Source organism: Chitinimonas naiadis (assembly GCF_054780835.1).
In genome coordinates this window covers 114,001-139,570 of sequence record NZ_BAAGVO010000007.1, presented here as the reverse complement: position 1 = coordinate 139,570, position 25,570 = coordinate 114,001, and the positions used below count along the sequence as shown (strand labels likewise).

Sequence of the window (25,570 nt, the reverse complement as noted above, 5' to 3'; positions counted from 1 at the left end):
TCCTAGGTATAGAAGCTTTGAACCAGCGACCCGATCAACAGGGTCCAGCCATCCACCAGCACAAACAGGATGATCTTGAACGGCAAGGCAATCGTGACCGGACTGACCATCATCATACCCATGGCCATCAGTACGCTGGCCACCACCATATCGATGATCAGGAAAGGGATGAAGACGAGGAAGGCAATCTGGAACGCCGTCTTCAGCTCACTCGTCACAAAAGCGGGCACCAGCACCTTGAGGCTGACATCCTCCGGCCCGTTGGGCTTGGCGCTTTGGGACAGCTCGATAAACAGCGCAAGATCCTTCTGCCGCGTCTGCTTGAGCATGAACTGCTTGAGTGGCTTGCTGCCCCGCTCGATCGCCTCGTTAAAGCCGATCTTCTCCTGGCTGTAGGGCTCGTAGGCCTCTACCCAGATCTTGTCGAGGACAGGCGACATGACAAACACCGTCAGGAACAACGACATGCCGACGATCACCTGGTTAGGCGGCGCCTGCATGGTACCCAGCGCCTGCCGGAGCATGGAGAGCACGATGACGATGCGGGTAAAGGCCGTCATCATCAGCAACACAGCCGGCAGGAAGGTGATGCCGGTCAGGAACAGCAGGGTTTGCAGGGTCAGCGTGTAGCTTTGCCCTCCCCCGCTGGGCTGGCTGGTCAACAGGGGCAAGCCGGCATCGGCCGCCATGACGGGCATGGCGAGCAACAGGAGCGCCATGGGCAGGAAACGCAGCTTCATGCCTGCCCCCCTTCACCCGCATGGCCTGTCCGTGCCTTCAGTACGCCCGCCAGACGCTCTGCAAATGGCATGGTGGTGGCTGGCGCCACTTCGGCATCCTCAGGCTTGGGCAGGCTGTGCAGTGTGGTGACATTGGATGGCGTCACGCCAAGCACCAGCCAGGTATCGCGTATCTCGACCACCACGACGCGCTCCTTGGCGCCCACCATGGCACCGCCGACTACCTTTAACCTGGCTGGGCCGCCCAGATGCCCCGGTGCAAAACGCCGCATCATCCAGGCCGTGGCCAGAATGGCGGCAATCACCAGCAGCAAGGCCAGGATCACCTGGAAGAAACCCAGCAGGGAAGGCGTAGCCGATGCGGGCAGCGCCGGTACCTTCTGCGCGGCTTCATTGGCTAGCACACAAATAGAAGCCGCCGCGATGGACGCGGCGGCGAGATAAGCGCTGATTCGCATGGATGGGATCGTTACTTGTGCAGGCGGCGTATACGTTCAGCCGGGGTAATGATGTCAGTGAGGCGGATACCGAACTTGTCGTTCACGACCACGACTTCACCCTGTGCGATCAAGGTACCGTTTACCAATACATCCATGGGCTCGCCGGCCAGGCCATCGAGTTCCACCACCGAGCCCTGGGCCAGTTGCAAGAGACTACGAATGGCGATCTTGGTGCGTCCCAGCTCCACCGTCATGGCCACCGGGATGTCCATGATCATTTCGATGCCAGACGGCCCGGAGGGACGCTCAGGCTGCTTGTCGAAGCTCTGGAAGATGTCCGCTGGCGATGCCGATGGCTGGCTCGATACCACCGCTGCCTGCTCGGCCGCGGCCTGCTCCATGGCAGCTTCCATCGTTTGCTGCTCAGCTAAGGCAGCTGCCCAGTCATCCAGGCCCTGTTCTTCGGTTTCATTGCTCATGCTCTAAGTCCTCTTGTGGCTCCTCGTCCATCATCAGGTTCTCTGCCGTGGTCAACACTTTCTCCACCCTGAGGGCATATTGTCCGTGCAGCGTGCCATAGTGACCTTCAAGCAAGGGTACACCGTCCACCTCGGCGACGATATTCTCGGGAATATCGATCCCGATCACGTCACCGGCCTTCAGATCGAGAATCTCGCCCAGCGTGATCTTCGCAGTACCCAGGTTGGCAATCAGTTCGACCTCGGAGTTCTGGACCTCGCGGGACAACAGCTTGACCCAGCGATTATCCGACTCCATGCGGTCAGCCTGCATGGAACTGTAGAGCATATCGCGCAGCGGCTCGATCATCGAGTAGGGGAAGCAGACATGGAAATCCCCGCCACCTGACCCGAGCTCGATCTTGAACGTAAATGCCACCACGACTTCCGTTGGTGTCGCGATATTGGCGAACTGCGTATTCATTTCCGAGCGGACATAGGTGAACTCGGTCTTGAAAACCGGTTCCCATGACTTGCGGTACTCGTCCATGACCACTTCCAACAAGCGCAAGATGATGCGCTGCTCCGTGGGCGTGAAGTCGCGACCTTCCACCCGGACGTGATACCGGCCGTCCGAGCCAAACATATTGTCGACCACCAGGAACACCAGGTCCGGATCGAAAATGAAGAGGCCAGTACCGCGCAGCGGCTTCATGTGGATCAGGTTCAAGTTGGTGGGCACCACCAGGTTGCGAATGAATTCGCTGTATTTCTGAACACGTACAGGCCCGACCGAGATTTCGGCCGAGCGTCGCATGAAGTTGAACAGGCCGATCCGCAGATTACGGGCAAAGCGCTCGTTGATGACTTCCAGCGTCGGCATCCGGCCACGAACGATACGTTCCTGCCGACCGATGTCGTACGCACGGATAGCCGAGGTATCCAGCCCCTCGTCCGCGTCTTCGTCTTCACCGGTTACCCCGCGTAGGAGAGCATCAACCTCTTCTTGCGAGAGAATATCGTCGGCCATGTTCGGACCCCAATCCTGCTTGTGTTGCTTTGACCTTACTGGACGATGAAGGTCTTGAATTCAACGCTCATCACGCCGTCTTCATCCTCTTTCGCGCCCAGTACCTTGTTGATGGTCTGCTTGATTTCTTCCATCAACTTGACCTTGCCTTCCAGCGTTGCAATGTCATCCTGCTTCTTCGAGCCCAGCAGCAGGTTCACCTGACTGCTCAAACGCGGCAGATAGCTCTTGATGACCTCCGACTGCTTTTCATCGGCGACCTGTACATGGATTTCCGTCTGCAGGACGGTACCGTTGGCCAGGTTGACGGTGAAGGTATCCAGCTTGGTAAAGACTGGTGCCTCGCTATGCTCGGATTTCTTCTTTTCCTTCTTCTTCTTTTCCTTCTTGGTGTCCTCTTCACCATGGCCGTCCGCTTGTTCAGCGGTTGCCGCCGGATCACCAAAGCTCTGGTTGGCCGATATCGTCAGGAACAACCAGGTACCAAAAGCCCCTCCAGCCAGGATCACCAGGACCAAGAGGCCGATGACGATATACAGGACCGTATTCTTCTTGCCTTTGGACGAGTTGTCGCTCGCGTCAGCTGCTGGCGCAGGTTTCTTGGCTTCTGCCATAGGGATGTGTCCTTTTGGAGTGCGTATTGGTATAAACGAATGCCACGCCCGAACCCATGCGTGCTCAAACCATTTATAAAGCAAACCCGCCACAGGAACAAGCATTGGCGCGGGTTTGGCGCACTCCCCTCACATCTCCAGGCAAAAAACAAGCCGCCTACACAAACAAGTTCACATTACCCGGCAAGCTGATCGGCAAACGCGCCTGCCAGCTTGCTGGTTGATTCGCTATGTCTTCCACGCCTTCGCTGCGGCCACGCCCACCCTGCCGACCGGAAGACTGCTCCCGCCCGCCATCCTGGCTCGACTGGGATTGCACATTAGCCTGCGCAAGCTGGATGCCACTCTCGGCCAGCATTTCGCTCAACTTGGGCAGCGAGGCCTGCAGTGCATCCCGCACCGGCTGCTGCGCAGCCACGAACGTCAGCGTCGCCTGGTCCTGGTTCAGGGACAGCTTGACCTCCATCGGGCCAAGATGCGGTGGGTTCAGATGCAACTCCACCTCTTGCTGCTGGTTGCTGACCATCATGATCACCTTGTTGCCCAGCGCCTTGTCCCAGCCCTCACCACCAACCGGGTGCTGGATGGACACCGCAGCCCGCGTCTGCTCAAAGGTCTGGCTCTTGCCAGTTTCCATACGGATCATCGGTGTCTGTGTTTGCTGGGTTGCGGCAGCCGCCGCGCCGCTCTGCACGCGCTGATCCAGTAGCTGGGCAAAATTCTCGGTTGCCGCACTCGCACTCATCACCGGTGTAAGCTCAGTGGTGGGCTCCGCCGCGGCTTGCTGCCCCGCCAGTAAGTCCTTGCCTGCTTCCAGCAACTGTCGCTTCTTGTCAGCCGCCGCATCACCCGGCAGCGCTTGCCGCTCCGTGGCAAGTTTCGCCGTCAGCTCAGCCAGGGAAAAAGCCTTGTCCTCTCCCTGCAGCACATCGCCCACCAGGGTGGTGGCATCTTCTGCTACCGGGGGCGGCGCGCCAGCCCCCTGCTCCACCTGCATCTGTTGCAGTTGCGCGAGCATGGCTGCCATCGCCGCCGCAGCCGCTTGCTGGGCGGGGTCCGCCTCGGCGGCGTCCTGACCGTCATCCGCCTTGTCGGCCGACTTATCCTTTACCGCCTTGCCTTCGCTGCCAGCCTCCTTGGCAGGTGCCTTGGTGGGCTCCGCGGGCTTGGTTTGTTGGGCCGTAGCGGGCTTCTCCGGCTCGGCCACCTTGGCAGGCTGGCTCTGCACCGGGGTTGTGGACTGGGGCGATTTGCTGGGAGCGGCAGCCTTGGCCAACTGCTCGTTCTGGCGGGTTTGCAGGCGCTGATTGAGTGACGCCTCAAACAACTGCCCGCTCGCAGCCTCGCTGCGATTGTTCGCCGACGACTTGGCGGTGGCCGAAACCAGGCTAAGTAAGGGATTGTTGGCGGTATTGGTGGCAGGCATTGCAAGAATCCTTGTTTCGACACAACCCATCATGGGTATGGACGACTGATAGCAAGGACAATGCCAGAGTGGGATCAATTATCCGGATGATCCCGCCTGCGTTGCGAAATCGATGCCCATTCATCGGACATCTTCTGATCCCGCTTCGCCTCTTTCACATTTTCGCGCTCAGTATGCCGGCTTCTAAGCATTTCATAGGCTTTGACCTCCTTCTCGCAAACCAACCAAGCCTGCTTGGTCGCCTCGACCTGCGATTCGCATCGCAACTTGTCGACAGCCTGCTGTTCAACAGCGGCGTCCAGTTTGGTCAGAAACAACTGGAAATCGTTCCATTGATGGATACGCATGCCCCGACTGGCCGTATCGGTCAGCCGGGAGCGGTACTCCTGGCGATACTGCTCGATCTGGGTCAGCCGCAGCTTGGATTGTTCCAGCCGCTGGATGGCGGCGCTGATCGCACGTGCTGCTTCCTCACGCTTGTCTTCGGCGAGCTCGAGCAGGAATGCAAACTGGAAAGCCTTGGCCATGAGTGGTGTACCGGGTTAGCGGCAATCAGCCAGTGAACAGGCTAGCCAGCCGCATACGCGCGCCTTCATAGCCCTCGCGCTCGAATATCCCCTGCTGCAGGAAGGCTTCCATGGCAGGCATCAGCATGATGGCCTCATCCAGTACCGGGTCGGAACCCCGCACATAGGCACCGACATTGATCAGATCCCGGCTACGCTGGTAGCGGGAGTAGAGCTGCTTGAAGCGTCGGACCAGGTCATATTCCTCTGGCCGGATGATGTCCGTCATGACACGACTGATCGATTGCTCGATGTCAATGGCCGGATAGTGACCCGCGTCCGCCAGCAGGCGGCTCAGCACGATATGCCCATCCAGAATGGCCCGTGCATTGTCAGCAATCGGATCCTGCTGGTCATCGCCTTCGCTGAGTACAGTATAGAAGGCGGTGATGGAACCACTGCCTTCATGGCCATTGCCGGCACGTTCGACCAGCGCAGGCAGCTTGGCAAAGACCGACGGCGGGTAGCCCTTGGTCGCAGGGGGCTCGCCGATCGCAAGGGCGATTTCCCGTTGCGCCATCGCATAACGGGTCAGAGAATCCATGATCAGCAGTACATTGAGACCCTGGTCCCGAAAGTATTCCGCAATCGCGGTCGCGTAGGCGGCGCCGTGCATGCGCAATAGCGGCGGCGTATCGGCAGGCGCAGCCACCACCACCGAGCGCTGCAGGCCTTCCTTACCAAGGATGTTCTCGATGAAATCCTTGACCTCCCGCCCCCGCTCGCCGATCAGGCCCACCACCACCACATCCGCCGTGGTGTAGCGCGCCATCATGCCCAGCAGCACGCTCTTGCCAACGCCCGAGCCGGCAAACAGGCCCAGGCGCTGGCCGCGCCCCACCGTCAGCATGGCATTGATGGCGCGTACGCCGACATCCAGTACGTCATGTACTGGCACACGGTCCAGCGGATTGAACGGACGGGAAAACAGCGGAACATGGGTCTCCGCCTTGAGCGGCCCCAGCTTATCCAGCGGGCGCCCCAGACCATCGAGAACGCGTCCAAGCAAATGCGGGCCTACCGCCGCCTGCCGCCCCCGGTCTTCCACCCGGCGACGCGGCGCCTGGCTGCCGTCAAGACGAGGTACACGCCCAGCTACGTCCTCGTATGCCACGACCCAGGCACCAGGCTCCAGGCCATAGACCTCTGCAACCGGCATCAGGAACAGCTTGTCACCGTTGAAGCCAACAACCTCGGCTTCAACGCTATGTCCGGTAGGGATGATGATATGGCAACTGGACCCCACCGGCAGCTTGATACCTACCGCCTCCAGGACCAGACCAGCTACCCGGGTCAGACGACCACGCGGCAACCAGGGGCGCGTGCCCTGTACCGTACCCAGGCAGTCCGCCGCATAGCGCTGCCAGCGGTCCAGCGCACCTTGCTCGCCCGCGTTTTCAGTTTCCGCTGTCATCGTCGATCTGCCACGGCTCGTCGCTACCCAGGGCTTCCACAATACGACGCCAACGATTGGGTAAGGTCAGGTCCAGCTCGACCGTGGAATGGCTGATCCTGGCGCCGCCACGCTCCATCTCCGGCATCGCCTCGAAGCGCCACTGTGCCGCCGTACTGTCGTCTGCCAGCATGCTCTTGACCAGCGCAATATCGTCGGGGTGCAGTTCGAGCTTCAACGGCCCTTGCAGTTCAGGCAGGCTGTTGATGGCCTCGCGTATCACCGCCAGCATCTTTTCCGGCTCAACCGCGAGACTGGTCCGCAGCACCTGGCGCGCCACCGCGATAGCGATATCCCGTATCGGCTCCGCCAGACGAGCCTCATAGGCTGCTACCTCTTGGCCCAACTGCTCGCTCAGGGCCATGAAGCGCGCCACTTCCTCGCCCGCGACTTGTCGGCCTTGCGCCTGCCCGGCCTCAAAACCGGCGGCGTAGCCCGCTTCGCGTCCCGCCGTCTCGCCATCGCTCTGCCCTTGCTGCCGACCATCCTGATAACCGGATTGATAGGCCGCATCGCGCGTCTCCGATTTCAGTCGCTCCAGCTCCTCCGGCTCGACCATAGGAACCTGGCGAACCTCCGGCTCGACAGACTCCGGCAGCTCAGCCTCCAGCTCGACCGGCGCAATGGCAGGCTCTTCGCTGTCCAGCGGTTCGGGCACCAGCACATGAGGCCGCTGCACCGATGCGCCGCTGAATTGATCGACCTGCCACAAGGCCACCTCGGGCAGATCCTCGCGGCGGATGATTTTCTTGCTACCCCAGGCTTTCATTGCTTGGCAACCTTATTCAACAAAGCCCTCGCCACCGCCCTTGGCAATGGCGATCTGACCTTCATCCGCCAGGCGACGCACCACCTTGAGAATCTCGCGCTGCTCGGCCTCGACTTCGGACACCTTGACTGCGCCCTTGGCTTCGAAGTCGTCCCGCAGCATCTCGGCGGCACGCTGCGACATGTTCTTGAAGATTTTGTTCCGAAGAATTTCGCTGGTGCCCTTCATGGCGGTAATCAGCGAATCGGAAGATATCTCGCGCAACAGCAACTGGATGCCGCGATCGTCGATATCCACCAGGTTCTCGAAGGTGAACATCTTGTCTTGGATGCGCTGCGCCAGTTCCGGGTCGTACTCGCGGATGGCATTGATCGCAGACGCTTCGACCACGCCCCCCATGAAGTTGAGGATTTCCGCCGCCATGCCTTCGCCACCCATGGCCGACTTCTTGACCCGGTCCGCACCGGAGAGCAACTGGGTAAGCACATCGTTCAATTCGCGCAGAGCCGTGGGCTGGACCCCCTCAAGCGTAGCAATACGCAACAGCACATCATTACGCAGGCGCTCGACAAACTGGTTGAGCACCTCCGAAACCTGATCCGGTTCCAGATGGACCAGAATGGTAGCGATGATCTGCGGGTGTTCGTTCTTGATCAGTTCGGCCACAGCCACCGAATCCATCCACTTCAGAGATTCGATACCGGTGTTATCACCACCTTGCAGGATGCGATCAAGCAGGTTGGCTGCCTTGTCCGAGCCCAGGGCCTTGGTCAGCACCGAGCGGATGTATTCGTCAGCCGCACCGAAGTTGGCTCGGTTCATGGTCGAACCCAGGAAATCGCCAACGACTTCCTCTACCTGCTCACGGGTGACATTGTCCATACTGGCCATGGCCAGGCCAATCTTCTGTACCTCTTTGGGACCGAGGTATTTGAACACCTCGACAGCGGCCTCCTCACCGAGGCTCATCAACAAGATGGCGCTACGGCGGATGGCTTCATCATTGGCTGCCATGATGGCTCCTGGCGACTATTGCGGTTGATCCGCAGATTCAATTTGGCAGCATCAGGCGCATTTCACGCTCATGCCGCCTGCTAATTATCCAGGACACAAAATGAAATGGGGCGTTAAGCCCCCATTTCATCAAGTTGTTTTCTGGTCGGCAGGGTCGGCATTCAACCATTCGCGAATAATGGTTGCCACCATACGGGGATCTTCCTTTGCCATTTCCTTGGCTCGCTGCAGCAACTCGCTGAAGGCCGCGAGCTGCATGCTGGCTTCGGCCTCGGCTACCACCTCGGCTTCCACCTCCGACTGGGCCAGTTCCTCGGCCGTCAGTGCGACACCACCCTCTTCACCGCCCATGGCACCCTTGTCCTGCTTGGGCCGGATGACATCACGCAGGATGGGACGCACGACGCCGAACATCAGATACGCCAGAACCAACGCAATCAGGATGACCTTGATGATGTCCGCAGTATGGGCAATCAGGTATTCCGTCAGCTTCTCGAAGAAGGACTTGCCGGCAACATCCAGCACGCGATCGGCAAAGGCAGCATTGACGACCTTGACCGAGTCACCGCGATCCTTGTTGTAGCCGATGGCCTCCTGTACCAGGTTGGTAACCTGATTGATCTCGGCCTGGGTTAGCGGTACGGACTTGACGCCACCATCCTTCTGCTGGACCCGCTTGAAGTTGACCACCACGGCAGCATTGACGCGCTTGAGCACACCCACCTGCTGCTTCACGTGCTCGACGGTCTTGTCGACTTCGTAGTTTCGGGTCATTTCCTTGTGACTGGTACCGCCGGCGCCATTGTTGACGGTGACACCCGGTGGATTGGGCAGGGTCACCGGCGCACTCGCCGCGCCCGGCGGCTGATTGGACAGCGCACCCGGCACACCAGAGGGCTGGTTGGCTGCGGCACCACTACCCTCGGCCGTCTGCTCGCTACGGATCGCAGACGCATTGGGCGGGGAGTTCGGCTTGAAGCTCTCGATGGCCTGCTCGACTTCAGAGAAGTCCATCTGAACCGTCACCTCGGCCTTGACGTTGTCGTTGCCGACGATGGGCTCGAGAATTTTCTGGATACGCTCCGACAGCAGGGTTTCCTGCTGGTGCACCAGAGCCATCTGGCGCTGGTTCAACGATCCATTGCCGCCATTCATGAGGTCAGGCAGGTTGGAGAGCAGGTTGCCATCCTGATCGACCACCGTGACGTTCTTGACCGGCAGGTCGGGAATGCTGCTGGAAACGAGATGGATGATGCCGGCAATCTGCGCGCCATCGAGCGTACGGCCAGGATGCAGGGTCAACAGCACCGAGGCAGTCGGCTTCTGCTGCTCGCGCAGGAACACGGTCTGCTTGGGCATGGCCAGATGAATACGGGCCGACGACACTGCGGACAGCGATTCGATGGAACGCGCCAGCTCACCCTCAACGGCACGCTGATAATTGACCTGCTCGCCGAATTGGCTGATACCGAACTTCTGGTTATCCAGTAGCTCGAAGCCAACGGTACCGCCCTTGGGCAAGCCCTGCGAGGCAAGCTGCAGACGCGCGCTATGAACGAACTCGGCAGGTACCGAGATCACGCCGCCGGCCTCAAGCTTGTAAGGCACGTTCAGCTGCTGCAGCGTCTGGACGATCTGGCCACCGTCCTTGTCCGAAATATTCGCGAACAGAATCTTGTAGCCAGGATCTTTCGCCCACAGAAACGCAATTGCCGCTGCGGCAATAATGGCAGCGGCAACGGCGATTAACAGTATCTTGCGGGGATTGGGAAGCTGATTGAAGCGCTGGATGAGTGTGGGGCGCTCACCCTGCTGTGCGTCTCGATTGTCGACGGCTACGACCGCGTCATCCATATATCAGGCGATATCACACCTGCATGTTCATAACTTCCTGGTATGCGGAAACCAGCTTGTTACGAACCTGCACCATAGTCTGAAAAGACAGGCTCGCCTTTTGGAGCGAGACCATCACGTCTTGCAGGTTGGCATTCGGGTCGCCCGTTTCGAACGCCTGTTGCTTTGCCTGCGAATCCAGCTGCATCTGATTTACCTGGTCGAGCGACGACTTCAATACCGATGCGAAATCGGCACCTTCTGGCAAGGCTTCCGCGGTGGACGAAGCCTGGCCAGCCGCCTTGGCGGACATGGCCTTCAACTCACCCAGCAGATTGTCTATCCCTTGCACGCTCATGATGCACCTCGAATTGCGTGAAATTGTATGTGGCTCGCTTAAACAATAGCAAGCAATCTACAGGCCAACGGCCTTTTTATTCAAAACCGGGTCGATATCCGTGCAACGGCGCCACACAAGGCTTGCGCGCTTCACAGCATTCGGCCCTCACCGTCATGCTGGCGCCGCGTCCTCCGCCACACTCTTCGCCCCGACCAAAACCCGAACTACTCTTCCTGCCAGCCTTCTTCGCGGTATTGCTGCAGTTTATAACGCAAAGTCCGCTCACTCATACCTAATCGCTCTGCGGCCAGCTTGCGCACCCCGCCCGCCTGCTTGAGCGTATCCAGAATGTGCTGCCGCTCCAGCATCCGGATGTCCGTAATTGCCGGCTGCGGCGGCAATGCAGGCACCTCGACCGGCAAAGCCTGAAAGCCGGCAGCGGCAATTTTTGCCGCCTGCGGCAAATCCTGCCGGCGCACTGCCGGCAAAAACAGGTGCTCAGTCTCTATCTCGTCACCCGGCGCCAGGATCAGCGCACGCTGCATGACGTTCTCCAGCTCGCGGATATTCCCTTCCCAACGATGCGCCGTCAACGCAAGCGCAGCCTCCTTGCTCACTGACGGTACTCGGCGTTTGCTCGAGATAGCATGTCGAGAAAGCATGGCGCGTGCCAGGGCGACAATATCGTCCGGCCGTTCGCGCAAAGCAGGCAGCATCAAGGGGAAAACATTCAGCCGGTAATACAGATCCTCGCGAAAACGCCCCTCAGCCACTTCGAGCGGCATATCGCGGTTGGAGGTAGACAGCACCCGGATATCGATATTGATCGGCTTCTTGCCCCCTACTCGCTCGACCTCCCGCTCCTGCAATACCCGCAGCAGCTTGGCCTGCAGTTCCAGCGGCATTTCAGAAATTTCATCCAGCAACAGCGTGCCGCCGTCTGCCTGCTCGAACTTGCCGATATGCTGGTTGCCCGCACCGGTAAAGGCGCCTTTTTCATGCCCAAACAGGGTGGATTCCAGCAACTGCTCGGGAATGGCTGCACAGTTGATGGCCACGAAAGGACCCTCTGCGCGCGGAGAATGTCGGTGGATATAGCGGGCAAGCACCTCCTTGCCAGTACCGCTCTCGCCGGTAATCATCACGGCCGCCTCAGACTGCGCCACGCGCTGCGCCATGTCCAGCAGACGCAGCATGCCCGGGTCTTCGGCGATGACCGCATCATCATCCACGGCTGGCAACATGTACTTGGCCACCGTCGCCAGCAGATCATCCGGTTCGAAAGGCTTGGGCAGGTAGTGCGCTGCCCCCGCATGCAAGGCGGCTACCGCCTTCTCGATCACGCCATAGGCGGTCATGAGCACCACGGGAATATGCGGATACTCCAGCTTGACCCGTCGCAACAGGGTCTCACCATCCATGGGCTGCATCTGCACGTCCGACAGGACCAACCCAACCTTGCGAGCAGCCAGTACAAGCAGGCCCGACTCACCGTCTTCGGCACTCAGCACCTGATAACCCGCCAGCTCCAGGGTGTCGATCAGTGCTTCGCGCAGATCATTGTCATCCTCGACGATCAGAATGGGCAGTGCAGGCATTGGCAAGCTTCTATCAGTAGTCGATCAGTTGGGCGGCGAGCTTACACGCCGTCGTTCACTTTGGGGAGCGCACCGCGCAAATGGGCCAGAATACGGGAGGGTAACTCGGCCAGCGGCGCCACTTCATCCACCCCGCCAAGCGCAATGGCTTCCTTGGGCATGCCGAACACCACGCAGCTGGCTTCGTCCTGGGCAAAATTGTAGGCGCCGGCACGCTTCATCTCCAGCATGCCCACCGCGCCGTCCCGCCCCATCCCGGTCAGGATGACACCGATGGCGTGCCGTCCCGCATTGTTGGCTGCGGAGCGGAACAGCACATCCACCGAGGGCCGATGCCGGTTTACCGGCTCTGCGCGCGACAGTTCACAGACATAGCGCCCACCGGACAAACCCAGCAACAGATGGGAATGGCCTGGCGCGATATAGACGCACCCAGCCTTTACCAGCTCACCCGCCTCGGCCTCCTTGACCTGCATCTTGCACAAGGTATCAAGCCTGGCGGCAAAGGGGCCGGTGAACATCTCCGGCATATGCTGGGCAATCAGAATCGCAGGCGCGGTTGGGGGCATAGGCAGCAGGAAATGCTTCAGCGCCTCGGTGCCGCCAGTGGACGCGCCGACAATGATCAGCCGCTCAGCAGGACCACGCGCAGGGCGTTCCGATATGGCCAGTACAGCATCGGCACTGAGGCTGGGCGGAATATCCATGGGTTCGAGAGGAACAGCTCGGGGGGGCTTGGTCACGAGGTCATCCAAGCTCGCTACGAAGGGCGAGTAAGATAGCAGGCCTCCACCACATTGCCACTACCAAAAAAGCGCAATGATGCCGATAGCGCCGCCACCAGGGCAATGCCGCGCCCACTGGGGCGCAAGGCGTCCGGCTCCTGCAACCAGCGGTGATCAAAGCCCGGGCCATTGTCCGAAACACGTATCCGCAGCAGGGAGCGCCCACCCAGATCATGGCCGGCCAATTCGATGTCGATACGACCATCCTCCAGCGCCGCCAGGCGACGACTACGTTCCTGCAGATAGTTCTCCATGCCGTCCGCACCGGATTTCAATTCGGACGACATGCCCAGCAAACCGTGATCCAGCGCATTGAGGAACAACTCGGTCAAGATAAGGAACACGTCGGCATGCGCCTGGGCCAGCGGGCGGATCTGGCTGATAAAGCCCATGATCAGCGGCACGGTATGCAGACTCTTGAGCTCGGCAGCACCCAGTGATAAAGCATAGCGCCAACGCACCTCGCCGATCATCTCCGGCATCAGGCCGATCTCCGCAGGCTCGGGCAACGGCAGCACCGCCATCGGATCAAGATCCACAATCGCCAGCGACACGTCATCGTGACACGTCGCCCCCGCCAGGAAGTCCGCCAGCGCCTGCACCGTGCGGGTCAATGCCTGCGAGGCCGGATAACCGGCGCAGGCAAGACCCAGTCGCGCCGCACCAAAAGCCTCGCCAGCTTCATTGTGCGCTTCCAACAAGCCATCCGAACACATCACCAGGTTGGCACGACCAGCAAAGCGGTATCGCTCGACCTCCAGCTCCAGCTCATCCACCGGCAGGATGCCCAGTGGCAGGTGCCGGGACGGCCAGCGCTTGAGCAAGGCGCCCGAATCGCCATACAGGCGTAGCTCCGGGATACCGCCGTTCCATATCTCCAGCGTCTGCTTGGCAAAGTCCACAGCCACAAACGCCAGCGCGACAAAACGGCCGGCCGGCAAGACCTGCCGGACCTTGCGATGCATCTCGATCAGGATGTCGGCAAGGCTGAAACCTCGCTCCGTCATCGCATAGAAGGGTTGGGTCAGTGGCAATACATTGAGGGCGGCCGTCAGGCCGTGGCCAATGCCGTCCGCCAAAACCAGGTGCAGTACCTGCCCCGGCGTGCGGGCTGCGGCAATCAAGTCGCCCGACAGGCTCTCTGCCGGTGCAATCCAGGTATGCAGCTGCGTATCGGACAAACGCTCCCGATTGACCAGTTGCTCCATCAGGTGACGTGCAACCAGCTTTTCCTCTTCGGCACGATCAAAATAATTGGCAAGCTTGGAAGCCTGTTCACGCACCTTGCGATTGAGCTCCACCGTGCGTTCGATCGCCTTGATCTTGGCTTCGAGGATGCGGAAATTGATGGGCTTGAGCAGGTAGTCATCTGCACCGACCTCCATCGCATCGGCCAGCTTGTTCACTTCCTCGACCGCCGTGATGAGCACGATGGGCACCCAGTGCGCACCCAGTGCCGTCTTGATCTGTCGCCCAGCTTCCGGCCCATTGAGGCGCGGCATCATCATGTCCATCAGCACCATGTCCGGGCGACCGGACAAACAGCGCTCGACGGCCTCGACACCGTCGGCCGCCAGAATCAGCTCATGGCCCAATGACTCGACAAAGCGGCCAATAAGCATTCGGACCACTTCGGCGTCATCGGCAAGCAGCACTTTCATGGGCGAGGCCCGGCACTAACGAATGGTAAAAATCTTGCCGAAACAGGCTATTTCCAACACCTGCCTGACGGTATCCCGGCAATTGACCAAGGCCAGCTCCTTCCCGGATGCCGCTGCTTTCTCCTTGAGCAGGAGAAGCATGCCGAGCGCTGAACTATCGAGATAATCAACCTGTTGAAAATCCACCAGCACCTCACGTACGGAGGAATTGGCAAGTACTTCGTCACACGCCGAGCGAAAATCGCGATGGGCGCTGAAATCAAACTGCCCGGAGAGCAGCAAACGACCGGTCAGGCCGGCAACTTCGACAATAGCACTCATATTAAGCAGCAATCCAAAGATACGAAGATAAGGTATGGCGCCACAAGCAAGGCGCCCTACTACCATAGGGAGCTAATCGGCCGCTGGCAACAGGATAGTGAAGTCGGCCCCCTCGCCGGGGCTGGATACGACATCAATCTGCCCCCCGTAGGCCGTCACCAGATTACGCACGATCGCCAGCCCCAGACCGGTACCCTCTTTGCGCGTCGTGAAGAAAGGCTCGAACAGGCGCTCGCGCACCGACTCCGGCATGCCGCACCCCTGGTCGCTGATTTTCATGCGCCAGTTGCCCCCATCCCGGACCAGGGCAAGGCGGATTTCATCCCCAGGCTTGGTCGCCTGCAGCGCATTCTCCAGCAGATTGATCAGGGCGCCGGTCAACTCCTTGCGATTGGCCTCCACCACCGCCTCACCATCCGGCAGGATGACCTCCCAGCGCCTTGACTGATCGATATCCTGTGGCTGCACCGTCTGCAGAGCCTCTTCCGCGATCTGCACCCAGTCGGTCAGTTCGATCTCGGCTTGCTGCCCCCGAACGAACTGCAGCATGTTCTGGATCAGCGTTTCCAGGTAGCGCAGGCGAGTCAGCGACTTCTGCCCGAACTTGATCCGGTCGCTCTCGCCCAACTGAGGCTTGGCGAGATTCGCCGTGTACAGCAAGGCCGTTGCCAACGGGGTACGCAGCTGATGCGCCAACCCCGCCGCCATCTCACCCATGGCGGCCAGACGCTTGTGCTGCTCGAGCTGCTTGCGCAGGCGCCAGCTCTCGCTCACATCATGGATCAGCAGAATCCGTTCGCCTGTAGGCAACTGACTGGTCACGATGCTGACGCGCTTTTCCTGCCCCTCCTGCTCCGGCAAGGTCCATTCATTGGCGACGGCGGTAGACAGCAGCGTCTTCTCGACCGCGTCCGGCCACAGCACCCCGACCAGTTCGCGCCCGAATATGCTGACCGCCGCCGGATTGCTGGTGACGACCGCGTCGTCGTTGTCGAGCTCCACCACGCCTCCCGGCAAAGCCGCCAGCAGCGTCTCCAGGCGATTGGACAAGGCGGCCTTTTCCTCAAACTGTTGCCGCAAAGCACCATTGGCCACCGCCAGCTCCTGAGTCAGGGAACTCACCTGCTGTTCCAGCTCCTGGTACGACTCGACCAACTGGCGCGAGGCCTCGGTAAACAGCGAAAACGCTTGCTCGAGTTCGGCCCGATCTATCTTGTCGGTCGCCTTGGGGACCAGCGGGGGTTTTGCTTCCACGGCGTGACTTCCTTTTCATGGCTCTGGGTGTACAGTATAAAAAATTCAGCTAAAGCCCGCTCAAAGGCCCATCCCGCTTGCAATCTTGACGAGAGGAACCGATAACGAAACAGAGCCGGAAACGGTTCGGGTCCGTTGTGACGACGTGCATAAGGATGTACATGACGATTTCAGCCTAAGGTAGAATATTCGAAGTGGCTTAAATTGCCCCAAGGCCAGCGCAAATACTGACCCGGCAACAATCCGACCTCCCCAATAACATCCACGGAGCCGCAACCGTGTCCGACTTGCTCAAGAAAATCGACGCGCGTACCAAACTCGCGGGCACCAACAAGCTAGAAATCCTGCTGTTCACGCTGGGCATGGATCAGCGTACCGGCCGCCGGGAGAATTTCGGCATCAACGTGTTCAAGGTGCGGGAAGTCATGCGCACCCCAGAGATCACCCAGGCGCCGGAAATGCCGCCTGCGGTGGAAGGCATGGTCAGCCTGCGCGGTAATCTTATTCCGGTGATCGACCTCGCCAGTTATGTGGGTGTTCAAACCGAAAGCAAGCCGGACATCATGATCGTGTCCGAGTACAACGGGCACACCCAGGGGTTCCTGGTCGAAGCGGTCGATACCATTCTGCGCCTCGATTGGTCGCAGATGCGTGTCCCGCCTGAAATGCTGAACAACAACCTGCGCGGCCTGGTGACCGCGGTCACCGAGCTCGATAGCGGCAAGCTCGTGATGATGCTGGATGTGGAAAAGGTTCTTGCCGAAACCAACCAGATCGACGACTCGAACGAGTTCAAGGCCATCCAGCCAGTCAGCGACCTCGTGGGCAAGACGGTTTTCTATGCCGATGACTCGGCGATCGCCCGCAAGCAGATCCAGCGCACGCTGGACGCGCTGGAGCTGAACTACGTCGAAGCCATCAATGGCAAGCGCGCCTGGGACGAGCTTCAGCGTATTGCCGTTCAGGCCGAGGCGCTTGGCAAGCCGGTAAGCGACTTTGTGCACATGATCCTGACCGACGTGGAAATGCCGGAGATGGATGGCTACATGCTGACCAAGATCGTGAAAAGCGATCCTCGCTTCAGCGGGATACCGATATTGATGCATTCGTCCTTGTCGGGCATGTCCAACCAGAAGCTGGGCCAATCGGTGGGTGTGGATGCTTATGTCGCCAAGTTCGAACCTCACAAGCTGACAGAAGCCATCACCAACATGTTGCGTAACGCGGCTCATAAATAGTCGTCACGACCGATCCGCGAATAAGGGAAAGCCATGTCCAACGCCAATTCCACGCTGCTTGACAGTGTCGATGCCCGTACCAAGCTGGCGGGATCGAACAAGATGGAGATCCTGTTGTTCTCGCTGGGGACCCGGGAGACCTTTGGCATCAACGTCTTCAAGGTCCGCGAGGTATCGCAGACACCCAAGATCACCAAGACCCCAAACATGCCGATAGGCGTGGAAGGCGTGATTTCCTTGCGCGGCAATATCATTCCCGTGATCTCGCTTGCCAAGTTCGTCTGCCCGAACGATCTCGACGCACAGAGCGAAGAAACGATGATCGTTACCGAATTCTCCAAGCACACCCAGGGTTTCCTGGTGCGTTCGGTGGACCGGATCATCCGGGTCGACTGGAACAAGGTACGAGCGCCTGAGAGCATGCTGGCCGGCAACCAGGCGCTGATCACCGCCATCACCGAGCTGGAGGATGGCAAGCTGGTCTCCATCCTGGACGTGGAAGCCATCCTGTCGAGCGTGATCGGCGAATCCTTTGTCCCTGACATCCCTGCCGTTACAGTGGACCAGGAAAAGTTCATGTTCTTCGTTGACGATTCGCTTGTTGCCCGCAAGGAGATCGTCAGCGTGCTGGACAAGCTCAGCGTCAAGTACCAGCAAGCCAACAATGGCGCCGAGGCCTGGGACAAGCTGCAGAATATTGCCAATCGCTACCAGCACGACAGCCAGCCGCTAAGCCATCACCTGAAGCTGATCCTGGTCGATGCCGAAATGCCGGAGATGGATGGCTATGTGCTGACCAAGCACATCAAGTCCGACACCCGCTTTCAGAACATCCCAGTGGTCATGCACTCCTCGCTCTCCTCCAACGCCAACCGGGCGATGGGCAGCAGCGTCGGCGTGGATGCCTACGTCGCCAAATTCGATCCATTTGTGCTGGCAGAAACCATTTCGCCGTTCCTGCAGAGCTGATTGTCAACCTAACCTAAACGTAACGCGGTTAACCGCACGCCCCGAAACAGGGACTCACGGAGCAAGACATGACGGACAAGAACATACGATTCCTGGTGGTTGACGACTTCTCCACGATGCGCCGCATCGTGCGCAACCTGCTCAAAGAGCTGGGCTTCAGCAACGTGGAAGAAGCCGAGGACGGGCAGGTCGCCTTGCACAAGCTCAAGTCGACAAACTTTGATTTCATCGTGTCCGACTGGAACATGCCCAACATGACCGGGATCGAACTGCTGAAGGCCGTTCGGGGTGATCCCACGCTCAAACACCTGCCGTTTCTGATGATTACTGCCGAGGCCAAGAAGGAAAACATCGTCGAGGCTGCTCAAGCTGGTGCCAGCGGTTATATCGTCAAGCCGTTCACCGCGGCGACGCTGGATGAGAAGCTCGGCAAGATTTTCCAAACTCTTAACAAATAACAGAGCAGGAGTTCAACGTGAGCGACAAAGCCATCAATAGCGGCGACTCCGACGAACTGCAGGCGCTATTCGACAGTATCGTGAGTGCCAGTAGCCCAAGCGCCGCAGAGCCCCCTGCCACCCCAACCGCGGCCCCTGCCGCAGCCAGCAATGCAGAAGCAGTAGCAGCGCACGCCCTCACGCTCGACGAACCGGCTCGCTCCATGTTCGCCAGCATTGGTCAACTGACACGCAAGGTACATGACGCGCTGCGCGAAATGGGCTACGACAAGTCGCTGGAAAAAGCCGCAGCCGCCATTCCCGATGCGCGTGACCGCCTGTCCTACGTTGCCACGCTGACCGAGCAGGCAGCCAACCGCACCCTGAACGCCGTCGATGTAGCACAGCCGCTTCAGGACAAGATCGAAAGCGACTCAGAAGCCTTGGCCGCCGAATGGGACAAGCTGTTTGCCAATCAGCTGTCGGTAGATGAATTCAAGCAACTGGCCAGCCGCACCCGGGAACATCTGAAGACCAGTGCAAGCAATGCACGGGCGACGAATTCCCAGTTGCTGGAAATCATGATGGCGCAGGACTTCCAGGATCTGACCGGTCAGGTGATCAAGAAGATCGTGGAGATGGCCAAGGAAATGGAAGGCAGTCTGTTCGAGTTCCTGGTGCAGTTCTCGCCGGCTGGCGCCGCGACGCCCAAGGTAAGCGCCACGGATCTAGACGATAGCCTGCTGAACGGCCCGGTTTATAACGCCGAAGGTCGTACCGACGTTGTCACCAACCAGGAACAAGTTGATGACCTGCTTGCCAGCCTCGGTTTCTGACCCGGTTTGAGCCCAGAAGGACAATGCCATGAGTGATTTTGCCGGCATGGAAGACTTGCTCCAGGACTTCCTCACGGAAGCCTCGGAGTTGCTCTCCGATGTAGACAACAAGTTGGTCGAGCTGGAAAAGCGGCCTGATGACAAGAACCTGCTGAATGTCATATTTCGCGGCTTCCATACCATCAAGGGCGGCGCAGGCTTTCTGAACGTGGATGCACTGGTAAACCTGTGCCACCGGACCGAAAACCTGTTCGACAAGCTTCGAAACGGGGAGCTCAAGCTCACGCCGGAACTGATGGATGCCATCCTGGCCGCCACCGGTGTCGTGCGCGACATGTTTGGCGCCCTGTCGCAAGGTCGCCCCCCCGCACCCGCCGACGCGGCACTACTCACCCAGCTGGATGACGCCCTGGAAGGCCGTACGGTCAGCGCAGCCCCCGCGCCGGCCCCTGCGGCGGCACCAGCAGCAAGCCCGGCGCCCCAGCCGGCGGCACCCTCGGGCAATGAGCCTGACTGGAATGTGCTGTACCAGGCGGTTACCGGCGCAGCCCCCGTCAAGGCAAGTGCAGCCCCCAGCCCGGCACCCGCGCCGGCACCGGTCGCTGCAACGAGCACCGCCATCGCGCCACTGGCCGCTGCACCGGTTGCCGTACCCGCCGAGCCTGTCGTCGCTCTGAAGCCCGCACCTGCAGCACCTGCGGCCAAGCCTCAGCAGGCGGCGCAGCAATTGTCCACGCAGGAAACCACGATACGGATCGACACCAATCGACTGGATCAGGTGCTGAACCTGTCAGGAGAGATTGGTCTCACCAAGAACCGTCTCACCACCTTGCGCACGGATATCCTGAACGGCAAGACCGATGGCGTAACCCTGAAGGCACTCGACGAAGCTATTGGCCAACTCGACTTGCTGGTCAGCGATCTGCAGAACGCAGTCATGAAGACGCGTATGCAGCCTATCGGCCGGCTGTTCCAGAAATATCCCCGCCTGGCGCGCGACCTCGCCCGACAATTGGGAAAGGATGTCGAGCTGGTAATTACCGGCGAAGAAACCGAGCTCGACAAGACCATGCTCGAGGATCTCAATGATCCATTGGTGCATTTGGTACGTAATGCCGTGGACCACGGCGTGGAAACGATCGAGGACCGGATTGCCACCGGCAAGCCCGCCAAGAGCATCGTGCAATTGTCGGCGACCCAGGTTGGTGACCATATCCTTATCGAGATCATCGACGATGGTAAAGGCATGCGACCCGACTTCCTGCGCCGCAAGGCTGTCGAGAAGGGCCTGATTGATCTGGAAACCGCCAACAGCCTGGACGACAAACAGGCCTTGCAACTGGTCTTTCTGCCCGGCTTCTCGACCAAGGATCAGATTTCCAGCGTCTCCGGCCGCGGTGTGGGCATGGACGTCGTCAAGACCAATATCCAGAAGCTGAATGGCCGGATTGATATCCACTCCGTCATCGGTGAAGGTACGCGCTTTGCGATCTCGCTGCCGCTGACACTCGCCATCCTGCCCGTGCTGGTAGTCAAGGTCTGCGACCAGCCGTTCGGTGTGCCGCTGGCCATGGTCCGGGAGATCATTCCTATCCGTTCCGACCACGTCCAGGAGGTATCCGGCCGCGCCACGATTGTCGTACGCGACGAAATCCTCTCGGTCCGTTCGCTGGCCCGGCTACTGGGCTGGGAAGAGACGCAGACGCCACAGTTCGGCGTGCTGATGCAATCCGGCGAGCACAGCTTCATACTCGCCATCGACAGCTTCATCGGTCGTGACGATGTGGTAATCAAGCCCTTGCAGAACATTCGCCCACGCGGCGTGGCAGGTGCTACGCTGTCTGGCGACGGCTCTGTCGTGCTGGTATTGGACATGGAAGACTTGCTCGATGACGGCCAGTCCGAGCAATCCGCCATCAAAACCACCCAATTTCTGGAAATGCTTGCCCAAAAGGCTTGAGGTGAAATTGCCAAGTATGACGGCGGTCTGCATAATGAAGACCGCCGTTTTTATGCCCCTCCGACTGCTTCCGCACACCGCGAGTCAATATGCAGAACAACGCCTTTATCGGCCGCCAGCCCATCCTGAATCGACAACAACAGATCATCGGTTACGAACTGCTGTTTCGTCTCGATCAGTCGTCCCTCACGGCCGACTTCTCGAGCGACATGCAGGCCGGCACCAATATTCTGGTCAATACGCTGTCCAACATGGGTGCAGACTGGTTGGTCGGCAGCAAGCTAGCTTTCGTCAACGTCGCGACCTCCATGCTGGAAAGCAACTTCCTCGAGTTGTTGCACCCGCAACGGGTCGTGCTGGAAATCGTTGAATCCGTCAACGCCACTCCCGAATTGCTGGCACGCGCCAAGGAACTGCGCGCCCAGGGCTTTGGCATTGCGCTGGACGACTTTACCTACACGCCGCAGACCGCCCCATTCCTGGAGTTTGCCAACTACGTCAAGCTGGATATCCAACAACTGGGCCTCGACAACGTCAAGACGCTCTCCAAGGAACTGCGTAAGTTCCCGGTGCTGCAAGTGGCGGAAAAGGTCGAGACCAAGGATGAGTTCAAGTTCTGCCTGGACGTGGGCATGGACTGCTTCCAGGGCTACTACTTTGCCCACCCGGAAACCCTGTCTGCCAAGGTCATCAACCCGGCCTACGCCAACATTCTCAGCCTGCTGAACATGTTGCGTAACAACGCCGAGATCTCGGAAATCGAGAATGCGTTGAAGCGTGACGTAGCCCTGTCATTCAAGCTGCTGCGCTATATCAACTCGGCAGGCTTTGGCCTGTCCTGCGAGATCCATTCTTTCCGACATGCGGTCACGATCCTGGGTTACCAGAAGCTCTATCGCTGGCTGACGCTGTTGCTGGTCACCGCCAGCTCGGATGCAGGCACCTCGCCTGCTCTGATGAAAACGGCAGTGACGCGTGGCCGCCTGGTCGAACTTCTTGGCAGCCATATGCTGGACGGTACGGATCGGGACAACCTGTTCATTGTCGGCGTGTTCTCGCTGCTCGACGTCATGCTCGACATGCCAATGGACAAAATTCTGGAAACCCTGCTGTTGCCGGATGCGGTCTCCGAAGCCCTGCTTGAACGTGGCGGCATCTACGGCCCCTTCCTGGAGCTGGCAGAAGCCTGTGAAGACCCGGATATGGCGGAAGTCCCGCGCCTGTGTGAAAACCTGGCCCTGACCCCGGAAATGTTGAACCGGGCTCATGTGTCCTCGCTAGCCTGGGTAGAAGAACTGGGCGTTTGATTCTGCGTCCCATCGCAAAAAAGCCACCTCGCGGTGGCTTTTTTGTTTATTGCGCGTCGTGATGCTGGACTCAGTGCTTGCCGGTACTGCCGAAACCGCCCTCGCCCCGCTCACTCTCGTCAAATGTCTCCACGACATTGAAATCCATCTGCAGCACGGGTACGACCACCAGCTGTGCAATACGCTCCAGTGGCTGGATCACGAACCCCTCCGTACCACGGTTCCAGACCGAGACAAAGATCTGCCCCTGATAGTCGGAATCGATCAGACCCACCAGATTGCCCAGAACGATACCGTGCTTGTGACCCAGCCCCGAGCGGGGCAGGATCATCGCAGCCAGAAGCGGATCCGCCAGGTGGATCGCGATACCTGTCGGGACCAGCGCCGTTGCGCCAGGAGCCAAGCTCAGCGGCGCGTCGAGGCAGGCTCGCAGGTCCAGGCCAGCGGACCCTTTGGTGGCGTAGGCCGGTGGCTGGGCCTTCAGGCGTTCGTCGAGCAGGCGTACATCAATCTTTCTGGTCATTTCTTATTGTACTCACGGTAAAGCTTGGCGATATGTTGAATAATGGCCCGCGCAATTTCCTGCTTGGGTGCACGGTCCAGTTTGTGCTGACCATTGTCGTCCAGCAGATAGACCTCGTTGTCGTCGGCACCGATCGCTGACTGAACCTGGTTGGCCACCAGCAGCGGCAGCTTCTTGCGACGACGCTTCTGCTCCCCATATTCCAGCAGGTTCTCGCTCTCGGCCGCAAAACCGACGCAAAACGGAGGATCCGCGAGGCCAGCCACGTTGGCGAGAATGTCCGGATTGGGCGCCAGTTCCAGCGTCAGGATATGGGCATCCTTCTTGATCTTCTGCTCAGAAGGATTCAGTACGTAGTAATCGGCAACGGCGGCCACGCTGATGAAGATATCGATCTTGGCCACCTCGGCATTGACCGCGGCCAACATCTCCTTGCTGCTCTGCACATCCACCCGACGTACACCCAGTGGCGTGGCCAATGAGGTAGGCCCGGCAACCAGGGTTACGATCGCGCCAGCCTCGGCGGCCGCCTTGGCGATAGAGAATCCCATCTTGCCGGAGCTCGAGTTGGTGATGCCTCGTACCGCGTCGATCCGCTCAAAGGTCGGCCCCGCGGTAATCAATACCTGGCGCCCCTTCAGATGCTTGGCCTGGAACACAGCCTCCAGATGTTCAAACAGGGCTTCCGGCTCCAGCATGCGGCCAAAACCCGTCTCGCCACAGGCCTGGTCACCCTCATCCGGCCCAAGTACCGTGATGCCGTCCTGCTTGAGCAAGGCGACATTGCGCAGGTTTGGCGGGTTCTCCCACATCTGGCGATTCATGGCGGGCGCAACCAGCAACGGACAGTTGCGGGCACTGCAAAGCGTGGACAGCAGATCATCCGTCGCTCCATGCGCCAGCTTGAACAGGAAGTCGGCCGAGGCCGGCGCAATCAGGATCACATCGGCTTCGCGGCCAAGATCGATATGCGCCATATGGTTATCGACCCGGTTATCCCAAAGGTCGGTAAACACCGGCCGACCGGACAGCGCCTGGAAGGTGGCCGGCGCAACAAACCGGGTTGCCGCCTCCGTCATCACCACCTGCACATCGTGACCCGCCTTGACGAACAGGCGGGTCAATTCCGCTGCCTTATAGGCCGCGACGCCACCGGTCACCCCCAATAACACCCGCTTGGGTCGGCTCATGATTTGGCCTCGAACATCAGAATTCCTTTGCAAATAGGTCTACTCACCCCGAAAGTGTAAAGCATCACCCTACTCTGCTCTAATCCAACCATGCCGATTACCGACTGGCCTGCCGATGAACGCCCCCGCGAGAAGCTGTTGCAGCATGGCGCCAGCGCACTTTCCGATGCCGAACTGCTGGCGATCTTTCTACGCGTAGGCGTCTCCGGAAAGAGTGCGGTGGATCTTGCCCGGGACCTGCTACGCCATTTTGGTTCCTTGACCCGCCTGTTCCAGGCCGGTCCGGACGAACTCACATCCGTGCACGGCATGGGAGAAGCGAAATACGCCCAGCTGCAGGCCATCCTGGAGATGAGCCGACGTGCTTTGGAGGAAAAGCTGGTCCAGCCGCAGGCCTTCAGCAAGCCCCAGGTCGTAAAGGATTACCTGCGTCTCTGGCTGGGCGGCGAAACCCGCGAGTCGTTTGGCGCCCTCTTTCTCGACTCCCAGCACAGCCTGCTCGCGTCGGAGGTCCTGTTCCGCGGCACCATCGACCAGGCCACCGTGCACCCACGCGAGCTGGCCAAGCGTGCGCTGGAGCTCAACGCAGCAGCGGTCATCGTGGCGCACAATCACCCCTCGGGAAATCCGCAACCCAGCGTGGCCGACATCAACCTGACCGAACATCTGCGCAAGGGCCTGGCCTTGCTCGATATTCGCCTGCTCGATCACTTCATCGCCACGCGGCACGCCACAATCTCGCTGGCCGAACAGGGACATTTTCAGACCAACGGTCACTGAAACCCGATCCATAGCGCATCAAGTTCCA

26 protein-coding genes are annotated in these 25,570 nt (G+C 59.6%); 7 read left to right on the top strand and 19 right to left on the bottom strand.

Annotated elements, in window-relative coordinates:
* Positions 1 to 2: 2 nt before the first annotated feature.
* The 17 genes from fliP to ACYVHK_RS21010 form a co-directional block, all read right to left on the bottom strand.
* Positions 3 to 740 carry a flagellar type III secretion system pore protein FliP gene (gene fliP, locus ACYVHK_RS21090; protein ID WP_460536242.1) on the bottom strand — a complete coding sequence of 246 codons (738 nt, stop codon included), beginning with the start codon at positions 738 to 740 and terminating at the stop codon, positions 3 to 5.
* Positions 737 to 1,198 carry a FliO/MopB family protein gene (gene fliO, locus ACYVHK_RS21085; protein ID WP_460536240.1) on the bottom strand — a complete coding sequence of 154 codons (462 nt, stop codon included), beginning with the start codon at positions 1,196 to 1,198 and terminating at the stop codon, positions 737 to 739. Before fliO ends, fliP begins: the two co-directional genes overlap by 4 nt.
* 11 nt (positions 1,199 to 1,209) lie before the next feature.
* A complete protein-coding gene (fliN, locus tag ACYVHK_RS21080) occupies positions 1,210 to 1,659 on the bottom strand; it encodes a flagellar motor switch protein FliN (protein WP_460536238.1) in 450 nt (149 codons plus the stop codon).
* The gene (fliM, locus tag ACYVHK_RS21075; RefSeq protein WP_460536236.1) at positions 1,649 to 2,668 is read right to left on the bottom strand and encodes a flagellar motor switch protein FliM; all 1,020 of its coding nucleotides are present in this window, start codon (positions 2,666 to 2,668) and stop codon (positions 1,649 to 1,651) included. Before fliM ends, fliN begins: the two co-directional genes overlap by 11 nt.
* Before the next feature lie 35 nt (positions 2,669 to 2,703).
* On the bottom strand, positions 2,704 to 3,282 hold the full coding sequence (locus tag ACYVHK_RS21070; protein WP_460536233.1) for a flagellar basal body-associated FliL family protein: 579 nt from the start codon (positions 3,280 to 3,282) through the stop codon (positions 2,704 to 2,706).
* A 157-nt stretch (positions 3,283 to 3,439) separates the two neighbouring features.
* Complete coding sequence (locus ACYVHK_RS21065; protein ID WP_460536230.1) at positions 3,440 to 4,708, bottom strand: flagellar hook-length control protein FliK; 1,269 nt, start codon at positions 4,706 to 4,708, stop codon at positions 3,440 to 3,442.
* 74 nt (positions 4,709 to 4,782) lie between these two features.
* The gene (gene fliJ, locus ACYVHK_RS21060; protein ID WP_460536228.1) at positions 4,783 to 5,235 is read right to left on the bottom strand and encodes a flagellar export protein FliJ; all 453 of its coding nucleotides are present in this window, start codon (positions 5,233 to 5,235) and stop codon (positions 4,783 to 4,785) included.
* A 25-nt stretch (positions 5,236 to 5,260) separates the two neighbouring features.
* Positions 5,261 to 6,688, bottom strand: a complete 1,428-nt coding sequence (gene fliI, locus ACYVHK_RS21055) for a FliI/YscN family ATPase (protein ID WP_460536224.1) — start codon at positions 6,686 to 6,688, stop codon at positions 5,261 to 5,263.
* Positions 6,672 to 7,496 carry a flagellar assembly protein FliH gene (locus ACYVHK_RS21050; RefSeq protein WP_460536221.1) on the bottom strand — a complete coding sequence of 275 codons (825 nt, stop codon included), beginning with the start codon at positions 7,494 to 7,496 and terminating at the stop codon, positions 6,672 to 6,674. Before ACYVHK_RS21050 ends, fliI begins: the two co-directional genes overlap by 17 nt.
* A gap of 12 nt (positions 7,497 to 7,508) precedes the next feature.
* Complete coding sequence (fliG, locus tag ACYVHK_RS21045; protein ID WP_460536219.1) at positions 7,509 to 8,510, bottom strand: flagellar motor switch protein FliG; 1,002 nt, start codon at positions 8,508 to 8,510, stop codon at positions 7,509 to 7,511.
* A gap of 129 nt (positions 8,511 to 8,639) precedes the next feature.
* Positions 8,640 to 10,364 carry a flagellar M-ring protein FliF gene (gene fliF / locus ACYVHK_RS21040; protein WP_460536217.1) on the bottom strand — a complete coding sequence of 575 codons (1,725 nt, stop codon included), beginning with the start codon at positions 10,362 to 10,364 and terminating at the stop codon, positions 8,640 to 8,642.
* Positions 10,365 to 10,377: 13 nt separating this feature from the next.
* Positions 10,378 to 10,701 (bottom strand): flagellar hook-basal body complex protein FliE, encoded by a 324-nt coding sequence (gene fliE / locus ACYVHK_RS21035; protein WP_460536215.1) that lies wholly within the window; start codon positions 10,699 to 10,701, stop codon positions 10,378 to 10,380.
* A gap of 206 nt (positions 10,702 to 10,907) precedes the next feature.
* Positions 10,908 to 12,281, bottom strand: a complete 1,374-nt coding sequence (locus ACYVHK_RS21030) for a sigma-54-dependent transcriptional regulator (RefSeq protein ID WP_460536213.1) — start codon at positions 12,279 to 12,281, stop codon at positions 10,908 to 10,910.
* A 41-nt stretch (positions 12,282 to 12,322) separates the two neighbouring features.
* Positions 12,323 to 13,024, bottom strand: coding sequence for a chemotaxis protein CheB (locus tag ACYVHK_RS21025; RefSeq protein WP_460536211.1), 702 nt, complete (start codon positions 13,022 to 13,024; stop codon positions 12,323 to 12,325).
* Between the two features lie 17 nt (positions 13,025 to 13,041).
* Positions 13,042 to 14,727 (bottom strand): SpoIIE family protein phosphatase, encoded by a 1,686-nt coding sequence (locus ACYVHK_RS21020; RefSeq protein ID WP_460536209.1) that lies wholly within the window; start codon positions 14,725 to 14,727, stop codon positions 13,042 to 13,044.
* A gap of 15 nt (positions 14,728 to 14,742) precedes the next feature.
* Entirely contained in the window at positions 14,743 to 15,048 is a 306-nt protein-coding gene (locus tag ACYVHK_RS21015) for an STAS domain-containing protein (protein ID WP_460536207.1), read from the bottom strand.
* A gap of 72 nt (positions 15,049 to 15,120) precedes the next feature.
* Positions 15,121 to 16,302 carry a sensor histidine kinase gene (locus ACYVHK_RS21010; protein ID WP_460536205.1) on the bottom strand — a complete coding sequence of 394 codons (1,182 nt, stop codon included), beginning with the start codon at positions 16,300 to 16,302 and terminating at the stop codon, positions 15,121 to 15,123.
* A gap of 278 nt (positions 16,303 to 16,580) precedes the next feature.
* On the opposite strand from ACYVHK_RS21010, the gene ACYVHK_RS21005 reads away from it, so the two are divergent.
* From ACYVHK_RS21005 to ACYVHK_RS20980, 6 genes are all read left to right on the top strand, one after another.
* On the top strand, positions 16,581 to 17,540 hold the full coding sequence (locus ACYVHK_RS21005; protein ID WP_460536203.1) for a chemotaxis protein: 960 nt from the start codon (positions 16,581 to 16,583) through the stop codon (positions 17,538 to 17,540).
* Positions 17,541 to 17,573: 33 nt separating this feature from the next.
* Positions 17,574 to 18,509 (top strand): chemotaxis protein, encoded by a 936-nt coding sequence (locus ACYVHK_RS21000; protein ID WP_460536201.1) that lies wholly within the window; start codon positions 17,574 to 17,576, stop codon positions 18,507 to 18,509.
* Between the two features lie 68 nt (positions 18,510 to 18,577).
* Positions 18,578 to 18,967 (top strand): chemotaxis response regulator CheY, encoded by a 390-nt coding sequence (gene cheY / locus ACYVHK_RS20995; protein WP_460536199.1) that lies wholly within the window; start codon positions 18,578 to 18,580, stop codon positions 18,965 to 18,967.
* A gap of 17 nt (positions 18,968 to 18,984) precedes the next feature.
* Positions 18,985 to 19,782, top strand: coding sequence for a protein phosphatase CheZ (cheZ, locus tag ACYVHK_RS20990; RefSeq protein WP_460536197.1), 798 nt, complete (start codon positions 18,985 to 18,987; stop codon positions 19,780 to 19,782).
* Between the two features lie 28 nt (positions 19,783 to 19,810).
* A complete protein-coding gene (locus ACYVHK_RS20985; protein ID WP_460536194.1) occupies positions 19,811 to 21,742 on the top strand; it encodes a chemotaxis protein CheA in 1,932 nt (643 codons plus the stop codon).
* Between the two features lie 89 nt (positions 21,743 to 21,831).
* The gene (locus tag ACYVHK_RS20980; protein ID WP_460536192.1) at positions 21,832 to 23,049 is read left to right on the top strand and encodes an EAL and HDOD domain-containing protein; all 1,218 of its coding nucleotides are present in this window, start codon (positions 21,832 to 21,834) and stop codon (positions 23,047 to 23,049) included.
* 70 nt (positions 23,050 to 23,119) lie between these two features.
* On the opposite strand, the gene dut is transcribed toward ACYVHK_RS20980, so the two are convergent.
* On the bottom strand, positions 23,120 to 23,572 hold the full coding sequence (gene dut, locus ACYVHK_RS20975; RefSeq protein WP_460536189.1) for a dUTP diphosphatase: 453 nt from the start codon (positions 23,570 to 23,572) through the stop codon (positions 23,120 to 23,122).
* Complete coding sequence (coaBC, locus tag ACYVHK_RS20970) at positions 23,569 to 24,762, bottom strand: bifunctional phosphopantothenoylcysteine decarboxylase/phosphopantothenate synthase (RefSeq protein WP_460536187.1); 1,194 nt, start codon at positions 24,760 to 24,762, stop codon at positions 23,569 to 23,571. Before coaBC ends, dut begins: the two co-directional genes overlap by 4 nt.
* Before the next feature lie 90 nt (positions 24,763 to 24,852).
* Here coaBC and radC point away from each other — a divergent pair, with 90 nt between their 5' ends.
* Complete coding sequence (radC, locus tag ACYVHK_RS20965) at positions 24,853 to 25,542, top strand: JAB domain-containing protein (RefSeq protein WP_460536185.1); 690 nt, start codon at positions 24,853 to 24,855, stop codon at positions 25,540 to 25,542.
* Positions 25,543 to 25,570: the final 28 nt, after the last annotated feature.